Origin of the sequence: Azospirillum griseum (assembly GCF_003966125.1) — a bacterium.
Lineage (GTDB): Bacteria > Pseudomonadota > Alphaproteobacteria > Azospirillales > Azospirillaceae > Azospirillum > Azospirillum griseum.
Window position 1 is genome coordinate 31,800 of sequence record NZ_RXMA01000015.1, and the last position, 17,299, is coordinate 49,098.

15 protein-coding genes are annotated in these 17,299 nt (G+C 67.8%); 2 read left to right on the forward strand and 13 right to left on the reverse strand.

What is annotated here, in order from left to right; genetic code table 11:
- Window position 1: 1 nt before the first annotated feature.
- The 12 genes from EJ903_RS15805 to EJ903_RS15860 form a co-directional block, all read right to left on the reverse strand.
- Window positions 2–964 carry an NAD-dependent epimerase/dehydratase family protein gene (locus EJ903_RS15805; protein WP_126617146.1) on the reverse strand — a complete coding sequence of 321 codons (963 nt, stop codon included), beginning with the start codon at window positions 962–964 and terminating at the stop codon, window positions 2–4.
- Window positions 961–3,444: an efflux RND transporter permease subunit gene (locus EJ903_RS15810; protein WP_246015628.1), complete on the reverse strand. Its 2,484-nt coding sequence runs from the start codon at window positions 3,442–3,444 to the stop codon at window positions 961–963. Before EJ903_RS15810 ends, EJ903_RS15805 begins: the two co-directional genes overlap by 4 nt.
- 73 nt (window positions 3,445–3,517) lie before the next feature.
- Window positions 3,518–4,594: a WD40/YVTN/BNR-like repeat-containing protein gene (locus EJ903_RS15815; RefSeq protein WP_126617148.1), complete on the reverse strand. Its 1,077-nt coding sequence runs from the start codon at window positions 4,592–4,594 to the stop codon at window positions 3,518–3,520.
- A 55-nt stretch (window positions 4,595–4,649) separates the two neighbouring features.
- Complete coding sequence (locus EJ903_RS15820) at window positions 4,650–5,651, reverse strand: fumarylacetoacetate hydrolase family protein (protein ID WP_126617150.1); 1,002 nt, start codon at window positions 5,649–5,651, stop codon at window positions 4,650–4,652.
- Between the two features lie 4 nt (window positions 5,652–5,655).
- The gene (locus EJ903_RS15825; protein ID WP_126617152.1) at window positions 5,656–6,459 is read right to left on the reverse strand and encodes a cyclase family protein; all 804 of its coding nucleotides are present in this window, start codon (window positions 6,457–6,459) and stop codon (window positions 5,656–5,658) included.
- Window positions 6,460–6,471: 12 nt separating this feature from the next.
- Window positions 6,472–7,512, reverse strand: a complete 1,041-nt coding sequence (locus tag EJ903_RS15830; protein ID WP_126617154.1) for an SMP-30/gluconolactonase/LRE family protein — start codon at window positions 7,510–7,512, stop codon at window positions 6,472–6,474.
- A gap of 91 nt (window positions 7,513–7,603) precedes the next feature.
- Window positions 7,604–8,734, reverse strand: a complete 1,131-nt coding sequence (locus tag EJ903_RS15835) for an FAD-dependent oxidoreductase (protein WP_126617156.1) — start codon at window positions 8,732–8,734, stop codon at window positions 7,604–7,606.
- Window positions 8,731–9,117 carry a Rieske (2Fe-2S) protein gene (locus tag EJ903_RS15840; RefSeq protein ID WP_126617158.1) on the reverse strand — a complete coding sequence of 129 codons (387 nt, stop codon included), beginning with the start codon at window positions 9,115–9,117 and terminating at the stop codon, window positions 8,731–8,733. The genes EJ903_RS15835 and EJ903_RS15840 overlap by 4 nt, the downstream gene beginning before the upstream one ends.
- An 8-nt stretch (window positions 9,118–9,125) precedes the next feature.
- A complete protein-coding gene (locus EJ903_RS15845) occupies window positions 9,126–10,073 on the reverse strand; it encodes a VOC family protein (protein WP_126617160.1) in 948 nt (315 codons plus the stop codon).
- Window positions 10,074–10,089: 16 nt separating this feature from the next.
- Entirely contained in the window at window positions 10,090–11,250 is a 1,161-nt protein-coding gene (locus EJ903_RS15850; RefSeq protein WP_126617162.1) for an alpha/beta hydrolase family protein, read from the reverse strand.
- Window positions 11,251–11,320: 70 nt separating this feature from the next.
- On the reverse strand, window positions 11,321–12,679 hold the full coding sequence (locus EJ903_RS15855; RefSeq protein ID WP_126617164.1) for a DUF1329 domain-containing protein: 1,359 nt from the start codon (window positions 12,677–12,679) through the stop codon (window positions 11,321–11,323).
- Between the two features lie 12 nt (window positions 12,680–12,691).
- A complete protein-coding gene (locus tag EJ903_RS15860; RefSeq protein ID WP_210211459.1) occupies window positions 12,692–14,353 on the reverse strand; it encodes a DUF1302 domain-containing protein in 1,662 nt (553 codons plus the stop codon).
- 437 nt (window positions 14,354–14,790) lie between these two features.
- Between EJ903_RS15860 and EJ903_RS15865 the strand changes: the two genes are divergently transcribed.
- Complete coding sequence (locus tag EJ903_RS15865; protein ID WP_126617169.1) at window positions 14,791–15,702, forward strand: LysR family transcriptional regulator; 912 nt, start codon at window positions 14,791–14,793, stop codon at window positions 15,700–15,702.
- Between the two features lie 47 nt (window positions 15,703–15,749).
- Here the strand turns inward: EJ903_RS15865 and EJ903_RS15870 are convergent, their stop codons facing one another.
- Entirely contained in the window at window positions 15,750–16,652 is a 903-nt protein-coding gene (locus EJ903_RS15870; protein WP_126617171.1) for a LysR family transcriptional regulator, read from the reverse strand.
- A gap of 192 nt (window positions 16,653–16,844) precedes the next feature.
- Between EJ903_RS15870 and EJ903_RS15875 the strand changes: the two genes are divergently transcribed.
- The gene (locus tag EJ903_RS15875; protein ID WP_126617173.1) at window positions 16,845–17,291 is read left to right on the forward strand and encodes a (2Fe-2S)-binding protein; all 447 of its coding nucleotides are present in this window, start codon (window positions 16,845–16,847) and stop codon (window positions 17,289–17,291) included.
- Window positions 17,292–17,299: the final 8 nt, after the last annotated feature.

The following is a 17,299-nucleotide window of genomic DNA, read 5'->3' on the forward strand; positions in this document are numbered from 1 at the left end:
GTCACGGGGCCAGGGCGCGGCGGATCAACGCGCCGACGTCCCCGTCATGGCGGAAGCCGACCGCCGCCGCCGCCGTGGCGTCGAGGGGCGGAAAGGCCCCGAACCCGGCCTCCAGCGCCGGATCGGGCGCGTGGGTGACAAGGCGGCGGCGGTCCTCGCCGAACCGCGCGGCCAACCCGTCCACCAGATCGGCGATGGTCAGGCGCAGCACCGGCAGGGTGAAGACGCGCCGCTCCGCCAGCGTGGCGGACGGCAGCCCGGCGGCGTGCAGCAGGTTGTCCACGCAGGTTTCGACCGACATCCACCAGGCGACCGCCTGCGCCGACACCGGGCAGACAAAGGGCCGCCCCGCCGCCAGCGCCCAGAAAATCTCGCTCATGAAGGCCGACAGCAGGCCGTTCGGGGCCGGGGGGCGGGCGACGATGCCGGGCAGGCGCAAGGCGCAGCCATCGACCCACCCGCGCCGCCCGTAATCGTTCAACAGGATTTCGGCGGCCAGCTTCTGCGCGCCATAGCTCAGGGTGGGGCGCGTCGGCGTGGCGTCGTCCACCCGGTCGGGCAGGGGGGAGCCATAGACGGCGATGGTGCTGGTGAAGACCAGCCGCGCCGCTGGTTGGCCAGGGTTTTCGACGGGGTGTTTGGCGGCGCGCCGCCGCAGCAATTCCAGCAACGTCAGCGTCGCCCGCAGATTGACGTCCAACCCCAAGGCGGGCTGACGTTCCGCCGCCCCGCCGGGCAGGCTGGCCAGATGGAACACGCCGTCGCAGTCCGGCTCCAGCGCGGCGGCGAGAACGCCGTCGTCGGCGATGGACCCGACCACCCGGCGCACGCGTGGATCCTGCGGCGCGTCGTCGAGCGTCAGATCCACCAGGGTCAGGCGTTCGCACGCGCCATCGGCCAACAGCCGACGGGTCAGCGCTTGGCCGACGAAGCCGTTGGCTCCGGTGACAAGGATGTGTTTCATGCGGTCCACCCGTTGGCCATGCTGTTGGCGGTGGTGTCTTTATCGGCCATGCTGTTGTTGGCCGTGCCTTTGCCGGTGGCGGCTGACGTTTCGGTCGCGGGGGATGCCCCGCCGGGCAGCAGCAGATAGGCCAGGGCGGGCAGCAGGACGAGCGCGCCGACCATGTTCCACAGGAACATGAAGGCCAGCAGGATCCCCATGTCGGCCTGGAATTTGATGTCGGAAAAGGCCCAAGTGGCGACGGCGGCGGCCAGGGTGACGCCGGTCAGGATCACCACCTTGCCGGTGAAGATCAGCGCCCGGTAATAGGCTTCGGACAGCCCCATTCCGGCCCGCATCATCGCCAGCGTCACCGACAGGATGTACAGCGCGTAATCGACGCCGATGCCCACCCCCAGCGCGATCACCGGCAGCGTGGCGACCTTCACCCCCATGCCCAGCCACACCATCAGCGCTTCGGCCAGGACGGAGGTCAGCATCAGCGGCAGCACCGCCACCAGCACCGCCCGCCACGAGCGGAAGGTGACGAAGCTCAGCAGCATCACCGCGCCATAGACGAGGTAGAGCATCTGCCGCCACGCCTGCTTGACGACGATGTTGGTCGCGGCCTCGATCCCGGCGCTGCCTGCGGCCAGACGGAAACGGATGTCGGGCGTGTCGTTGTCGGCGGCGAAGCGTTCGACGCGGGCGACGACGCGGTCCAGCGTGTCGGCCTTGTGGTCCTTGAGATAGACGAACAGGGTCAGCAGGGTGCAGGCCTCGTTGTACAGGCCGCGCGGCGCGCCCGCCGTCACGAAATTCAGCATCGCCTGATTCTTGATCAGCTCCCCCCATTTCGGGTTGGCCTCGTTCAGGCCCGACAGCACGTCGCGGTTCAACTGCGCCAGGGAGTTGGTGGTCTCCACCCCCTCCAACTGCCGCAGCTCCCATTCCAGGGCGTCCAGGCGGCGCAGCGCCTCGTAACCGGCGCAGCTTCCGTCCCCCTTGGTTTCCACCATCACCGCGAACACGTCGCTGCTGGCCCCGTAATGGGCGTTGATGTAGGCGACGTCGCGGTTGTAGCGGGAGTCCGGGCGCAGCTCCGGCGCGCCGGGGTCGAGATCGCCGATCTTCAACCCTTCGGCCCCCCACAGCCCGACGGCGGCCAGCGCCACCCCGCCCAGCACCGCCACCATCGCGCCTTCACGCCGGGTGAAACGGTCGAGGAAGGCCCAGACCGGATGCTTGACGCCGGTGGTCTGGCGGGCGTTGTCGGTCTTCAGGCTGCGCGCCGCCGCCGCCGCGCTGACCCCGGTGTAGGACAGCAGGATCGGCAGCAGGATGAGGTTGGTGAAGATCAGCACCGCCACGCCCAGGCTGGCGGCGATGGCCAGTTCGCGGATCACCTGGATGTCGATCACCAGCAGCACGGCGAAGCCGACCGCGTCGGCCAGCAGCGCGGTCAGACCGGCCAGGAACAGGCGGCGGAAGGTCAGGCGGGCGGCGACGTATTTGTGCACGCCGCGCCCGATGTCCTGCATGATGCCGTTCATCTTCTGCGCGCCGTGGCTCATGCCGATGGCGAAGACCAGGAAGGGGACCAGGATCGAATAGGGATCCAGCGCCATGCCCAGCGTCGGCAACAAGCCAAGCTGCCACACCACCGCCGTCATCGAGCTGACCACCACCAGCGCGGTGGAGCGGACGCAGCGGGTGAACCACAGCACGCAGACGGTGGTGATGACGATGGCGACGGCCAGGAACAGCAGCACCTCGCGCAGGCCGTCGATCAGGTCGCCGACGATCTTGGCGAAGCCGGTGACGTGCAGCGTCAGCCCCGGCCGCTCGAAACGCTGGCGGATCTCCTCCAGCTTTTGGGAAAAGGCGGCGTAGTCAAAGGGCGTGCCGTCGGGCAGCGCGCTCAACAGCGGCACATAAAGGGCGCTCGACGTGCCGTCCAGCGCCACGATCTGGCCGATCTCGCCCGACCGCGCCACGTTGACCCGCAACTGCCCCAGGCTGGCGGCAGAGCCGTCATAGCCGTCGGGGATGACCGGCCCGCCATCCATGCCGTCTTCCGTCACCCCGATCCAGCGGGTGTTGGGCGTCCACAGCGATTTCATGAAGCTGCGGTCCACGCCGGGGGTCAGGAACACGGCGTCGTTGATCTGGCGCAGCGTGTCGAGATAGGCCGCCTCGTAGATCGACCGCCCGCCGTTGGACACCACGATGCGCACGGCGTTGCCCAGGCCCCGCAAATCCTGCTGGTGCTCCATGTAGGCGGCGATGAAGGGGTGCTGGCGGGGGATCGTCTTTTCAAAGCTGGCGTTCAAGCGCAAGGCGGACGCCTGCCACCCCAGGACCAGCGTCATCACCAGGCACAGGCACACGACGATCAGGCGGTTGTTGAACAGGACCCGTTCGACGCGGGACCCGGATTGCGGATCGAAGGCCGCAAGGTCCTGCGGTTCGGCTGGGTCGACGGTGGGGGAAACGGCCATGATGGTTCCAGACTGTCGAAAGGTTCAGGGGGGCGGGTGCGCCGATCTCAGCGACTGGCCTCAGCGGCCAGACTCAGCGGTTGGGCTGGGGCACGCGCCACAGACCGCGCAGGGTGGCGACGACCAGCCCGCCGTCGCCGCTGTCCAGCAGACCCGTCGGCGTCGGCAGCGGCGGGGTGGGCAGCGGGGCCACGGGGGTCGCGCCGTCCCGCGCCATCAGGATCTGCCCGGCCTGGTTGGCCAGCAGCAGGCGACCGGAGCCGCTGGTCGCCGCCGTCACCGACACCGGGGCGGGCAGCTCGATCGGCTGCCAGCTTTCCCCCCGGTCGGTGGAGCGGAAGGCGTTGCCGCGCAGCCCGCCCAGCACCAGGGCACCGGACGCATCCACCGCCGCCGTGAACCAACTGCCGCGATAGGGTGTGGACAGCCGGGTGAAGCCGTGCCCGCCATCGTCCGACCGCAGCAACAGCCCCTGTTCCCCGGCGATGTAGAGCGTCTGGTCTCCGGCGTTACCGCGTCCGGCGCGGATGGCGTACAGGTGCAGCCCGTCCGGGTTGGGCAGGGCGAGCGTCAGGGACGACCAGCTTTTGCCGCCGTCGTCGGTGCGCAGCGCCAGGCCGAAGGCCCCGACGATGAAGCCGGTGTCCGCCGTCGGGAAGAAAAGGTCGAGGAAGGGCTTGTCCGGCCCCTCCTCGACCAGTTGTCCGATGCGGTGGGAGGGACCGTCTTTCGGAAGGCTGTCGGCGATGATGCGGGCCGCCGCCACGCCGTCGAGCTGTTTGACCCAGCTTTCGCCGCCGTCGCGGCTGTGCAGCACGACGCCGTAATGCCCGACCGCCCAGCCCAGCGTCGGGGTGGGGAAGGCCACGGCGGTCAGGGTGACGCTGACCGGAACCTTGGCCTGACGCCAGCTCGCGCCCTTGTCGTCGGACAGGGCGATCACGCCGCGTTCGCCCACCGCAACCAGACGCCCGCCCGCAGCGGCGAGCGCCTGGAAGGCGGCGCGTTCGGGTTGGCGGACCAGCGTGGCGGGGCGGTCCAGCGGTTCGGCCACCGGTGCCGCACCCGCCGCGCCCGCGAAGGCGAAGCCACCCAGGGCGAGCGCACCCGCCAGGGCGATCCTCGCCGCTCCATTGCACCGTCGCATCATTTCACCATGGTTTGAGGCATCGGACGTCACGTCGCGGGGACTTGCGCGGGGACCGTCAGGCGGGGTCGGCCGACGGGATGGCCGCCGGGGCGATGGCGTGGTCGATGGCCCCGAACAGCGAACGGCCCGCCGCGTCCAACACCTCGAACCGCAGCCGGTCGCCGAAGCGCAGCGGCGGGGTGGTTGCGGCGCCCGTGGCGATGACCTCCAACGCCCGCCGTTCGGCCAGACAGGCCGATCCCACCGTCGCGGCGTCGCGGTTGGACACGGTTCCCGACCCCAGGATCGCGCCGCTGCGCAGATCGCGGTTGTGGGCGAGGTGGGCCAGAAGCTCGCCAAAGCTCCAATCCATCTCGCGGCCGTTGGGGTTGCCGAACCAGTCGCCGTTGCGGTGGATGCGCAGATCCAGCGCGATGCGGCCATCGACCCAGGCGTCGCCCAATTCGTCCGGCGTCACCGCCACCGGCGCGAAGACCGTGGCCGGTTTGGCCTTGATGAAGCCGAAGCCAAGCTGCAATTCGGCGAACAGGTGGCGGCGCATGCTCATGTCGTTGAACAGCGTGACGAGCCGGATGGCCCGTTCCGCCGCCGCCGGGGAACTGCCCATCGGCAGATCGCCGACGATAACCGCGAACTCCCCTTCGAAATCGCCCTGCTCCTCCTCGTCCAGCATCGGGTAATCGTCGCAGGGGCCGCGAAAATCGTCGCTCTGGCGCTGGATCAGGATCGGAACGCCCTCCTGCTTCTTGACCGTCAGGTTGTAGGCCCGCTCCATGATGTTGCCATGGTTGAGGAAGGCCGACGCGTCCACGAACTGGCCGGTGCGCGGCAAGGGGGCCATCGCCTGCGCCGGATCGAAGGGGAAGGCCCCGGGGGCGGTTCCCTCCTCCAGCCGCTGGGCCAGGGCGCGCAGATCGCCTTCGCAGCGTTCCCAACGGTCAAGCGCGGCGCGCAGCGTCGGCGCGATGGCCGCCGCGTCCACGGCGCGGCTGAGATCGCGCGACACGACGACCAGACGGCCATCGGGCGCGCCGTTTTTCAGGGTGGCGAGCTTCATGGGATCAGACCTCTTCGAAAATCGCGACGGCGCGGGTCCATCCGGCGGACGCGCCGCGAATCTTGTGGGGGAAGCAGCTGACCAGAAAGCCGTCGCCCGGCAGCGCTTCGAGGTTGTGCAGCTTTTCCAGGTGGCAATAGCCGATGTCGCGCCCGGCCTTGTGCCCTTCCCAGATCAAACTGGTGTCGCCGGTCTCCGCGATCTTCTCGGCGGTGTAGGAGAAGGGGGCGTCCCAGCTCCAGGCGTCGGTTCCGGTCAGGCGGACGCCGCGTTCCAGCAGGAACATCGTCGCCTCGTACCCCATGCCGCAGCCGGTTCGGACATAGTCGTTGTGCCCATAGCGGGACCCGGCGCGGGTGTTGACCAGCACGATGTCAAGCGGTTGCAGGCTGTGGCCGATGCGGTCCAGCTCCTGTTCCACATCGGCGGCGGTGGCGACGTAGCCGTCGGGGAAATGCCGGAAATCCAGCTTCACGCCGGGTTGGAAACACCAATCCAGCGGCACCTCGTCGATGGTGATCGACTTTTTCCGCTCGCCCAGCTTGGCGTCCATGGTCGAATGGAAATGCCAGGGTGCGTCCAGATGGGTGCCGTTGTGGGTGGTCAGCGTCACCCATTCCGCAGCGGCGGCCTCGCCTTCGGGAAGGTCCCCGGCTTTGATGCCGGGCAGCATGTGGAGAAACTCCGGCACCGTGTCGGCGTGCTGCTGATAGGTGATTTTCGGGGCCAGCGGCGGCGGGTCCGACAGCACGTCGTTTTCCAGATAGATCGACAGATCGACCAGCCGGCGTTTTGCGGTGAGCAGCATGAACGGGAACTCCTAGGGCGCGCGGGTGGGCCAATGGGTGGGCGGCAGGCCGGGAACGGGGGACCGGAAGACCGGCAGGCGGTCGCCGCCCAGACTGCCCAGGCAGACGGTGCGCAGATCCGGCCCGGCAAAGGTGACGCTGGCCATCAGCGGGGCGATGGTTCCGGCACAGGCCCCCAGCAGGGCGGGCGTGACCGTGCCTTGCGCGTAGGCGGCCTCATAGGCGGCCAGCGCGTCCGGCTTGCCATCGTCGAGCAGGGTCAGAACCTCGCCCGTCGGGGTCAGGGCGATCAGCCGTTCGGTCAGGATCAGGGTGATCCACAGGTTGCCGACGGCGTCGAGCGCGAAGCCATCCGGGAAGCCGCCCAGATCGCTGGGGCCGTACACCTCGCGGTCGGTCAGCGCGCCGTCGGCCCCGACGCGCAGGCGCGAGATGCGGCGGGCGTTGGTTTCGGCGACGTAGAGCCATTCCTCTGCGGCGTCGAAATGGATTTCGTTGGTTCCGCAAAAACCGTCGGCGACGATGCGCGCGCCCCGCTCGTCGATCAGGCCGATGTAGCCGTCCGCCGTGCGCTCGTTGATCGAGCGGGTCCAGGGAACTTGCCGGGTCGTCACGGTGAACCAGATCCGGCCACGCCGGTCGGTCAGCACGAAGTTGGTCTTGCCCAGCGGCTGGCCGTCGATGCGGTCGCACAGGGTGGACAGCGCGCCGTCGCGCGTCATCCGTTCGATCAGGTCGGTGCCGAAATTGGCGATCAGCAGATCGCCGTTGCGGTCAAAGGCCAGCCCGTTCGGCAGGGAGCCGCCCAGGATCAGCGAGTCCGCCGTGCCCGTGCGGGCGTCGGCGGTGGCCGGGCGGCCTTCGATCAGGCGCTGGGTCCCGTCGGGCCGCAGATGGACGACGCCGCGCGCGTCCGCCGTCCACAGCGACCCGTCGGGTTCGGCGAGGATGCATTCCGGGCGGCGCAGGCCGACACCGACGTAACTCAGGGCGTCAGGGTCCACCCGCCATCCCGTCAAGGGGTTGGCGGCGGACGAACGGGTCGTCGTCATCAGGGAAGGTCCGCTGGGTTGGACCCCGCCGGATCAGACCCGTGGAGGGATCAGACCGGAGGGGATCGGGCGGGGATCGGCGCGGCTCGGGTCAGATCGGCTGCGCCAGCGCCATCATCGACGCGCGCATGATGGCGGCGTGTTCGGCCTTGTCGCCCCCGGCGATCTCGATCTCGCCCAGGCGGCGGGAATTTTCGACGACCATGCGGCAGCGCTCCCAACGGCGGGCCTGGAACGCCTCCAGCCCGGCGGCGAGGGCGTCGGCGCGCGCCACCTCCTCGGCCAGCACCAGGGCGTCCTCGATGCCGATGCAGGCCCCGGAGGCGAGGTGCGGCGTGGTGGCGTGCACGGCGTCGCCGATCAGCACCACCCGGCCCTTGTGCCAGGGCTGCGGGACCAGCAGGCCTTCCAACGGGCGGTAGACGATGTGGGAATCCGCCGTCAGTTGGCCGCGCATCCACTGCACCAGCGGGGCCGGAAACGGGGCCAGCAGGCCATCGAGCAGCGTCAGGAAGCGGTTCGGCTCGATGAAGCTGTTCTCGGCGCGGTTTTCGGTGATGAACAGATACATCTCTTCGCGCGACACCGGGTTGACGCCAACCTTGATCTGCGGGCCGATCCACATGATGCAGCGCTCGACCTCCGCCGGGCGCGGCAGCACGGCGCGCCACACCCCTTGCCCGCTGTAGGCGGGGGCCGGGGCGTCGGGGAACACCGTTGTGCGGACCTTGGAATACAGGCCGTCGGCCCCGATCACCAGATCGTAGCGGCCCGTCGTTCCATCGGTGAAGGCGACCGTCACGCCGTCGGCGTCCTGGTCGATCGCCGCGAAGCTGCAGCCCAGCCGCACCGAGGTCCCCGACGCGCGGGTGGCGTCGGCCAGGATGCGGGCCAGGGCCGGGCGCATGATGCCACCACCGCCCGGAACCTCGGGACCGGCCACGCGCGGGGTGGGCAGGGTGGCCAGATGGGTGCCGTCGGGGGTGCAGGCGTCCACCCCGTCGCTGGCGGCCCCTTCCTCCAGGAAGCGGTCGAGAACGCCAAGCTGGCGGAAGGCGCGCAGGGTGGCCCCGCCGATGCTGATGCCAGCGCCGTAGGAGCGCCAGCCCGCATCGATCTCGACCAGATCGACCGCCACGCCCCGCTTGCGCAGTTCGATGGCCGCCGCCATGCCGGAAAACCCGCCACCGATGACAAGCGCCTTCTGAACGACCGACGTCATGATGCTGTCCTTAAATCCAGGGCGTCGCGCGGAACCAGCAGCAGGCCGTCCGCGCGACGGATGAGAGGGAGGGATTGCAGCGACTGGCCCGGACAGGGTCCATGAACGCAGTCGCCGGTGTCGATGTCAAACCGCGCGCCGTGGGCGTAACAGACGATGTGGCCGCCGTCGGGGCTGAGATAGCCATCCTTGCGCCACGCCATCGGCGCGCCCGGCCAATGCGGGCACCGGTTGCGGTAGGCCCGCAGCGTGTCGCCGCGCCGCACGACGAACAGGGCGTCGCGCCCCTGTCCGAGCGGATCGAACCCACGCGCGCCGTTGGGCGGCAGCTCGTCCACCCGGCACAGCGGTACCGGATGCAGGGCCTGCGGCGCGCCGTCCATCGTCGGCCTCACGCCGTCTTGGCCGGGGGCGGGCCGCTGGGGAACCACAGCTCGCGGGCCTGGAACAGGAAGACTTGCGAGCTGTCGGCGTTGGCCTCCGCCTCGCGCGCCACCCAATCGGCGTCGTGGTGGTCCATGTCGGCGTCGTATTCGACGTGGCAGCCGAACGGGCTGTTGAAATACCAGAACCAGTTCGACCCGAAGATGTGGCGGCCCGGCCCCCAGAAGGATTGATAGCCCAGCTCCACCATGCGCCGCCCCGCCGCCAGAACCTCGGTCGGGCCGCCCATGTGGAAGGTGAAATGCTCGCACCCCTGAAGGAAGGGCGGGGTCTGGATCATGAACAGCGTGTGGTGGTCGCGGCACCCCGCCGGGCGCATGAAGGGGCCGACCTTGGTGAAACGGTCGGTGGTGACGAAGCCCAGACGGTCGGCGTAGAACGCCTCCGCCTTCGCCACGTCGGGCACGAAATAGACGACGTGCGAGAGGGAGCGCGGCTTGGGCGGCGGGGCGTTCGTGTCCACGCCCAGCGCGTTGACCGGGCGTTGCGCCGACACGCCCGGCGCGTTGGCGGCCTCCGCCGCGAAGGTCAGCGGGCGGGGCGTGCTGACGCGGAACCCCAACGCGAAGCCCAGATCGTCCACCGATTCCAGCGACCCGTCGGCCAGCCAGCGCACCGCGCGGTCGCGGCCCAGCTCCGCCGCGATGGCGTCGAGCGTGGCGGCTTCGGCGACGCCGTAGATGGTTTTGCGCAGGGTGCTGGCGGTCGGCAGCGGCGGCGGCAGGGACGGATCGTCCCGGCGGGCCAGCAGGATGGCGGTTCCGTCCAGCCCCTCGAACCGCCCGCCGTCCGGGCCGGTGTCGACCGGCGTCAGGCCGTAATCGATCAGGTAGCGCGCGCAATCGGCCACGTCGTCGACGCCGAAGACCAGCGCGTCAAGTCCCACAATGTTCATCGGGTGTCCCCTGCCGTCAAAGTGCCGTGCGACCGCCGAGTGTTTCGGCAACCCAATCGGCGATGTAATGGCCAGCGTTGATGCTGTTGTCGAAACTGGAATGCTGAACACCGCCTTCGCGGTCGGTGAAGATCTTCAGCTCGCGCTTGGGGCTGTTCACCAACTGCTCGTAGGTGCGGTGCGCCCATTTCAGCGGGATTTGCGAATCCTTTTCGCCGTGCGTCACCAGGAACGGAACCGTGATCCGGTCGAGCACGCCGTCGAGATGGACGTTTTCGGCGATGCGCATGAAATCGTCGAGGTCCGTCGCCCCCCACACCCATTGGACATGCGCCCAATAATGGGGAACCGGGAAATTGCCCTCGCGCTCCAGACGGCGCTTTTGCACGTCGCGCCAATCATGGTTGGCCCCCCACACCACGCCGCAGGCAAAGCGCGGCTCGAAGGCGACGGCGCGCGGGCAGTAATAGCCGCCCAGCGACACCCCTTCCAGACCGATGCGGGTGGGATCGACCTCGGACCGGGTTTCCAGCCAATCGACGACGCGGCTGGCCCAATGCTCGCTGTCGTACCGCGCGGTCAACCCCTGAAGGCGCAGCGCCTCGCCCGTGCCCGGCTGGTCAACGATGAGGGAGGAGACGCCGCGCTTGGCCAGCCAGGCGGGCAGCCCGACCCGGTATTTCATCTCCTTGGTCGAATCCAGCCCGTTCACCTGGACCAGCAGCGGGGCCGGACCAGGACCACCCGGTGCGCGCACATACAGGGCCGACAGATGGGTGTCGCCATAGGGGATCTCGACGCGCTCGCAGTTTTCCCCCGACAGCGCCACCCCCTTCTGAAACAGATCCAGGTGACGGCGGTACAGCGCCACCCGCCCCGGCGTGCCATGGGCCTGCAACCGTTCGCAGGTGATCAGGTAGGTGGCCGCGCGGCTGTATTTCTCGCCAGCCGACAGCAAGCGGCCCTGCTGCTCGTCCTCCGCCGCCAACCCGCAGAGCTTGTCCGCCATGGTTTCCCAGACATCGCGGAACGCCTGGGTTCCGGTGGCGTCGGGCTGCTTGGCGGCCTCCTGCAACGGCCCGCACATCTCCGCGATCTCGCCGATGCGGGCGCCCATTTCCAAGGCGAGGTTGATGGACAGGTCCCAGCCATAGTTGGTGGGGAAGTATCGAAACATGGGATCCTCGGGAAAGGTCATTTCGGTGGGCGCGGCCGGGGGTTGGGGGCCGCCCGGCCGCTGGACCGGGTCAGCGCACGCCTTCGCCCGCCATGGCGTCCGGCGTGAACACCCGATCCGGGAAGGGCGGCTTCACGGCGTAATGGACCGGTTGGGCGTTGTAGAGGTTGGCGACATAGGCCGACCCGCCCAGCAGATCGTTCATCCCGAACGCGGCGGTGACGGTGCCCGGCAGATCGGGGGCGACGAAGGTTTGCGTCCACAAGGTGCGCCACAACTGGCCGTTCGCGTCCCAGCGGTCGGCCAGCACGCAGGCCCAGGTGTCCTCGTCGCAGTAATAGCGGCTGCGCGTCGCCTGGTGACGGGCACCGGCCCGCAGCGTCGCCTCCACCACCCACACCCGGTGCAGCTCCCACCGCACATGGTCGGGGTTGAGATGGTGCGCGCCCAACACCGCCTCGTCCTTTTGCGGCTGAAGCAGGCGGTTGCCGTTGTAGGGGATGTACATCTCCTGCTTGCCCAACAGCTTCCAATCGAAGCGGTCGAGACGCCCGGTGAAGGTTTCGAGTTCGTCGAAGGTCATCACCCCCGCCGTCGCCGGGGCTGGGGTGTCGCAGCACGGGTTGGGCAGCTTGCGCACGCGGCGCTGGCCGGTCAGATAGACCCAGCTTTGCGATTTGGATCCGTCGATCTGCTCGCGCCCGACGATGGCCTCGCCCGCGCGGATCGGCGGGCCGTTGTTGACCAGCCGGACCATCCAATATTCGCCGCGCTTGGCGAACTCCTCCGGCGAACCGTCGGGCAGGTAATAGGGCATCTGCTGGTCGGCGGCCCCGACCGTGGTCAGCACGGCGTTGCCGGCGCTGGTCAACTGGTATTGCGTGACCTGCCACTGGGCGGCGGTGCCGCGCCACCGCAGGATGTGATTCCACATCACCTCCGCGCCCGAGGACGGGATGGGGAAGGGCACGCCGCCGTAAGCCCCTTCGACCAGATCGCCGTTCAGGCGGGCGCGGGTGGCGTTCTTGGCGGTGTTGTCATAGACCCATTGCGGTGCCGCAGCGGTGCGGTGGGTCTTGTAGACGTCGATCCGAAAGCTGTCGGGGTATTTGGCCAGCATGGCCTTGGCCCCGTCGGTCAGCTTGTCGGCGTACTGGCCGACGTTCTTCTGGCTGATCGAGAACAGCGGCTTTTCGTCCTTGAACGGGTCGCCGCGCCGCCCGCCGGGAACGTCGCCCGCGATCGGGGTGGTGTGGCCGCCGGTCCAGGCGGGGATGGTCCCGTCCTTGTTGCCCGCCTTTTCCGCGCCGAACGGGGTCAGGCTGGTTTTCAGCTTGGCCGCCGCGTCGGCCGACACCTGCGCGACGGCCGGACCAGCCAGGCAGAGCGCCGCGACCATGGCGGCGCACAGGGGATAACGCGTCTGCATTCTGGGGGTTCCTTAAAAAGTCCGGCTGACCGTCAGGGCGACGAAATCGCGGTCCTTCAGCGATTGCTTGAAGGAGACGTGGTTCTGCGAGTCGACGAAGGTGCCTTCCGGGCCGAAATAGTGGGTGTAGCTGAGGCCCATCTGCCAGGTGTTCTCATAGACACCCTTCAGGCCGATGCTGAGGTCGCCGACGCGGTTGCCGTTGACCGCCGTGCCCAGGGCGGCGGAATTGCCCATGCCAAAACCGAAACCGACCGGCACCGACAGATCCAAGCCGGGCAGCGCCTGCCGGTAGGACGGTTCATAGACCATGCGCAGGTTGCAGGCGTCGCGGTTGGCGTTGGGGTTCAGCGCGGCGGCGTTCTTCGTCACCTTCAGCACGCGGTTGCAGGCGAATTCGCCCAGGAACGAGGCCTCCTCCGCGACAAAGCTCGGCGGCAGGCTGGCCAGCCACGACACTTGCGCGTGGGCGGTGCGGCCCACGGCGTAGAGCGGGTTGCCGTCATTGTCGCCCGCCGCCGTCGGCCCGCCGAACCGGCTGGGCACGATGCCGAACAGATCGAGTTGGGCGTTGCTGGCCAACGGCATGTTGGTCCGCATCGAGGCTTCGCCCGCGATGTTGAAAATGCCGATGGTGTGGCTGAAGCTGGCCCCGACCGTGCGGATGTTTTCCGGATAAACCCACAGGAATTGGCTGGGCACGCTGGTCCCGGTCATCAAGCCCCGGAAATAGGGTTGCGGCGACTTGTCGTGATACTGCATGGCGTACAGGCCAAAATCGGTCTCGCCGATCTGGAAACGCGCCTGGACGCCGCCCTGGCCGGAGTTCTTGGCGCGGATGTCGGCGGCGCGGGTGGCCCAGAAGGGACCGAAATTCATCCGCTCCGCGCCCGCGCCGAAATTGTCCGACGCGGAAAAATAGCTGCCGGACCCGGCGAAGCGGTTTTCCTCCCACCGGAACTGATAATAGGCCCCGATCGACAGATCCGGCGAGATCTGCCATTGGCCGGACATCTGTTCGACCGGGCGGATCAGCTCCTTGAACTGGGTGTTCGGCACCGACTGCGCCTTGACGATGTCAATGGGGGCCATGGCGGCGGCCACGCCGTTCGACCCGAAGAACAGGCTTTCACCCCATTGCAGGGCGTAGCGCCCGACGCGGAAGGAGGCGGTCGTGTCCTCGATGTTGACCTTGCCGAAGGCGAAGGCGTCCAGCAATTCGGCGTTGCGGCCGTGCAGGCGCTGCGTGTCCTTGGTGAAGCTGGTCGACGACACCGACCGCTGGTTCGCGGTCCGGGGGGAATCGTTGTCGTTGGAGCGGTTGTAGACGGTGTCGTACCAGCCCGCCCCGCTGACGCGCACACCGAAGCCGCGATACACCACGTCCAGTTCCGACAGCAGATCGACGCGGTTGGAAATCAACCCGCGATCGAAATTGCGGTCGCCGTCGTCAAAATTCGGCGATCCCTTCAGCGTGGACGACGCGTCCTTGACGCGGGCGGCGGCGCTGTATTTGGCCGTCGTGTCCCAGCGGATTTTGACCTCGGGGTTGCCGCTGTCGATTTCAAAAGCCTGCGCGGCCGGCAGGGCCAGAACGCTCCCCGCGCACAACGCCAGGGCGCAGACGATGGACCGGCGCGCCCGTCGCGCGCGCCGCTTTGCAACAGTCTTCACGAGACCCCCCATTGAATGATTGTGTCCAGGCAGCGGCCGCGCGCGACGGATCAATCACGACCGCGCGATGGGAAACACAACGCCGCTGGAACCATCAGCCCCCCAGAATCCGCAGGAAAACCGCAAGGATGTTCTGGGAATGTCCGGTTTCTTCAGAGTGTCTGGTGTGGTGATGTTTGATGGATTGTCATGGTTTGTCTCTTCCCTATGGATTTTGATTGAGACGCCGCTGCGTTGCCGGGATGGAAGACCGGGAGCAACTTGCGGGTTCGATTGTTGTTTCAAAAACCATAGAGGCAAAAAATTGCTTAGACGAATGATTATTTTCCATTTGACATATTGATACAGTGAATACCTTATGGGGGTACCCATCTCAAACGAGGATGGACAACCCCAGCAATCCGTGTCCCCCAACGGTGTCGCGGTTCAGGAACGTCATGCGGTTCAAACGTCTGGATTTGAATCTTCTCGTCGCGCTCGACGCCCTGTTGCGGGAGCGGAACGTCAGCCGGGCCGCCGACGGTCTGAACCTGTCGCAATCGGCGATGAGCAACGCGCTGGCCCGCCTGCGTGACTATTTCAACGACGATCTGCTGGTGCAGGTCGGGCGCAAGATGGAATTGACGCCGCAGGCCGAAAGCCTGGTGGAATCCGTGCGCGACATCCTGTTGCGGATCGACACCGCCATCGCCGTGCAGCCGGATTTCGTCCCGGCGGAGTCCAAACGAACCTTCACGCTGCTGGTGTCGGAATACACCACGACGGTGCTGATTCCCGCCCTGCTCTCGCTGGTGCACCGGGAGGCCGAACACATCGCCTTCCGCTTCCTGCCGCAGACCGGCTCGCCCGAAGCGATGCTGACCAGCGGCGACGCCGATCTGCTCATCATGCCGGAGGCGTTCATCCCGCCCGGCCATCCGTTCGAACCGCTGTACGAGGATGATTTCACGTGCGTGGTCTGGCGCGACAGCGCGGCGTTCGGCGACACCTTGAGCGTTGACCAGTATCTGGCGGCCCTGCACATCATCACCGAATTCACCACGGCCCGCGTGTCCTACGAAGGCTGGTTCATCAAGCGCCATGGGGTGGAGCGGCGGATCGCGGCGATCACCCCCAGCTTTCTCACCCTGTGCCCGCTGGTGGTCGGGACCGATTGCGTCGCGACGGTGCATTCGCGCATCGCCCGGCAGGCCGCCCGCGCCCTGCCGATCCGCCTGCTTCCCACGCCGATGGAGATTCCCACGCTGGTGCAGACGGTGCAGTGGCACAAATACCGCTCGCAGGATCCCGGCCTGAAATGGCTGCGCCACCGCTTGCAGGAGGCCGCGCGCCTGATCCAGGCGCAATGACGCAGCGGCATGCGCAATGAATGGGGAACGACGGTTGGGCAGTCCCATCAGGAGGGTGCCGCCGCCTGCCGCAAGCTGTCGATGATGAGCTTGAAGGCGGGCAACGTCTGGCGGCGGCTGGGGTAATAGATGCAATAGCCGGGAAAGGGCTGGCACCAGTCATCCAACACCTGACGCAACGCCCCGCTGCGGATGTGCGGCAACGCCAGATCCTCCGGGACCAGGGCGATGCCATAGCCGCGCAGCGCCGCGTCGATCATCGGAAAGGAACTGCCGAAGGTGAGTTGCCCATTCACCCGCACGCGCAGTTCCTGATCGCCCTTGCCGAACTCCCAGGCGTACAGGCCGCCGGCGGTGGCTTGCCGCATGTTGATGCATGTGTGCGCCAACAGGTCCTGCGGGTGTTCGGGAACCGGGCGGTTGGCGAAATAGGCGGGGGAGGCCACCGCAACCTGCCGCCAGTCGGGACCGATCCGCAGCGCGATCATGTCCTTTTCCACAGTCTCGCCCAGCCGGATTCCGGCGTCGAACCCATCCTCCACAATGTTGCGCAGGCCGTTGTCGATGCTCAGTTCCAGCTTGATGTCGGGGTAATCCAGCAGGACCGAATTCAGCTTCGGCCACACCACGCTGTGCAGCGCGTGGTCGGACAGGGTCAGGCGGATGGTTCCGGCGGGCTTGTCGCGGAAGGCCATCAGGGCGGCGATGTCGGTTTCGATCTCGGCGATGCGGGGGGCCAGCGACTGACGCAAGCGCTCGCCCGCTTCGGTCGTCGCCACGTTGCGGGTGGTGCGCGTCAACAGCCGGATGCCCATCCGGTCTTCCAGCCGTTTGATCGTGTGGCTCAGGGTCGATTGCGACACGCCCAGCTTGGCGGCGGCGCGGGTGAAGCTGCGCTCCTCCGCCACGGCGAGAAACCACAACAGATTGTTGAAATCCTCTTTGGCCATCGGTCCCCCGCTGCGGCGTCGGTCATGATTTATGGGCGGGATCGATAAACGCAAGAGAATTGCCCCCACTAATCGGTTCCGTGCGCCGCCGTTACCCTGCGCGCTGGTGAACACCCGGCGCGGGTCTGCCCATCGACCACCGCCCCCACCGACAACGACGGCACGCACTGACGGCAAGCACAGGAGGAGGCGATGGATCTGACCATCAACGGGGTCACGCAGCGTGTGGAGGTCGAACCCGACACGCCGCTGTTGTGGGTGTTGCGCGACACGCTGGGCATGACCGGCACGAAATACGGCTGCGGCGCGGCGCAATGCGGGGCCTGCACGGTGCTGGTCGATGGTCAGGCCGTCCGCTCCTGTGTCACCCCGGTGGAGAGCGTCGCCTCCGCCGCCATCCACACCATCGAGGCGGTCGAGACGGATCCCGTCGGGCGCAAGGTGGTGGCGGCCTGGGTCGAACAGCAGGTGCCGCAATGCGGCTATTGCCAATCGGGGCAGGTGCTGACCGCCACCGCGCTGCTGAAGCAGACCCCGAACCCGACCGACGGGGACATCGCGGCGGCGATGGTCAATCTCTGCCGCTGCGGCACCTACGAGGCCATCGCCACCGCCGTCCGCAAGGCGGCGGGCGCGTGACGGAGAGC

Bases quoted from the DNA above. Each gene is read 5' to 3' on its own strand.
- EJ903_RS15805 (WP_126617146.1), bottom strand. From the start codon at position 964: ATGAAACACATCCTTGTCACCGGAGCCAACGGCTTCGTCGGCCAAGCG.
- EJ903_RS15810 (WP_246015628.1), bottom strand. From the start codon at position 3,444: ATGGCCGTTTCCCCCACCGTCGACCCAGCCGAACCGCAGGACCTTGCG.
- EJ903_RS15815 (WP_126617148.1), bottom strand. From the start codon at position 4,594: ATGATGCGACGGTGCAATGGAGCGGCGAGGATCGCCCTGGCGGGTGCG.
- EJ903_RS15820 (WP_126617150.1), bottom strand. From the start codon at position 5,651: ATGAAGCTCGCCACCCTGAAAAACGGCGCGCCCGATGGCCGTCTGGTC.
- EJ903_RS15825 (WP_126617152.1), bottom strand. From the start codon at position 6,459: ATGCTGCTCACCGCAAAACGCCGGCTGGTCGATCTGTCGATCTATCTG.
- EJ903_RS15830 (WP_126617154.1), bottom strand. From the start codon at position 7,512: ATGACGACGACCCGTTCGTCCGCCGCCAACCCCTTGACGGGATGGCGG.
- EJ903_RS15835 (WP_126617156.1), bottom strand. From the start codon at position 8,734: ATGACGTCGGTCGTTCAGAAGGCGCTTGTCATCGGTGGCGGGTTTTCC.
- EJ903_RS15840 (WP_126617158.1), bottom strand. From the start codon at position 9,117: ATGGACGGCGCGCCGCAGGCCCTGCATCCGGTACCGCTGTGCCGGGTG.
- EJ903_RS15845 (WP_126617160.1), bottom strand. From the start codon at position 10,073: ATGAACATTGTGGGACTTGACGCGCTGGTCTTCGGCGTCGACGACGTG.
- EJ903_RS15850 (WP_126617162.1), bottom strand. From the start codon at position 11,250: ATGTTTCGATACTTCCCCACCAACTATGGCTGGGACCTGTCCATCAAC.
- EJ903_RS15855 (WP_126617164.1), bottom strand. From the start codon at position 12,679: ATGCAGACGCGTTATCCCCTGTGCGCCGCCATGGTCGCGGCGCTCTGC.
- EJ903_RS15865 (WP_126617169.1), top strand. From the start codon at position 14,791: ATGCGGTTCAAACGTCTGGATTTGAATCTTCTCGTCGCGCTCGACGCC.
- EJ903_RS15870 (WP_126617171.1), bottom strand. From the start codon at position 16,652: ATGGCCAAAGAGGATTTCAACAATCTGTTGTGGTTTCTCGCCGTGGCG.
- EJ903_RS15875 (WP_126617173.1), top strand. From the start codon at position 16,845: ATGGATCTGACCATCAACGGGGTCACGCAGCGTGTGGAGGTCGAACCC.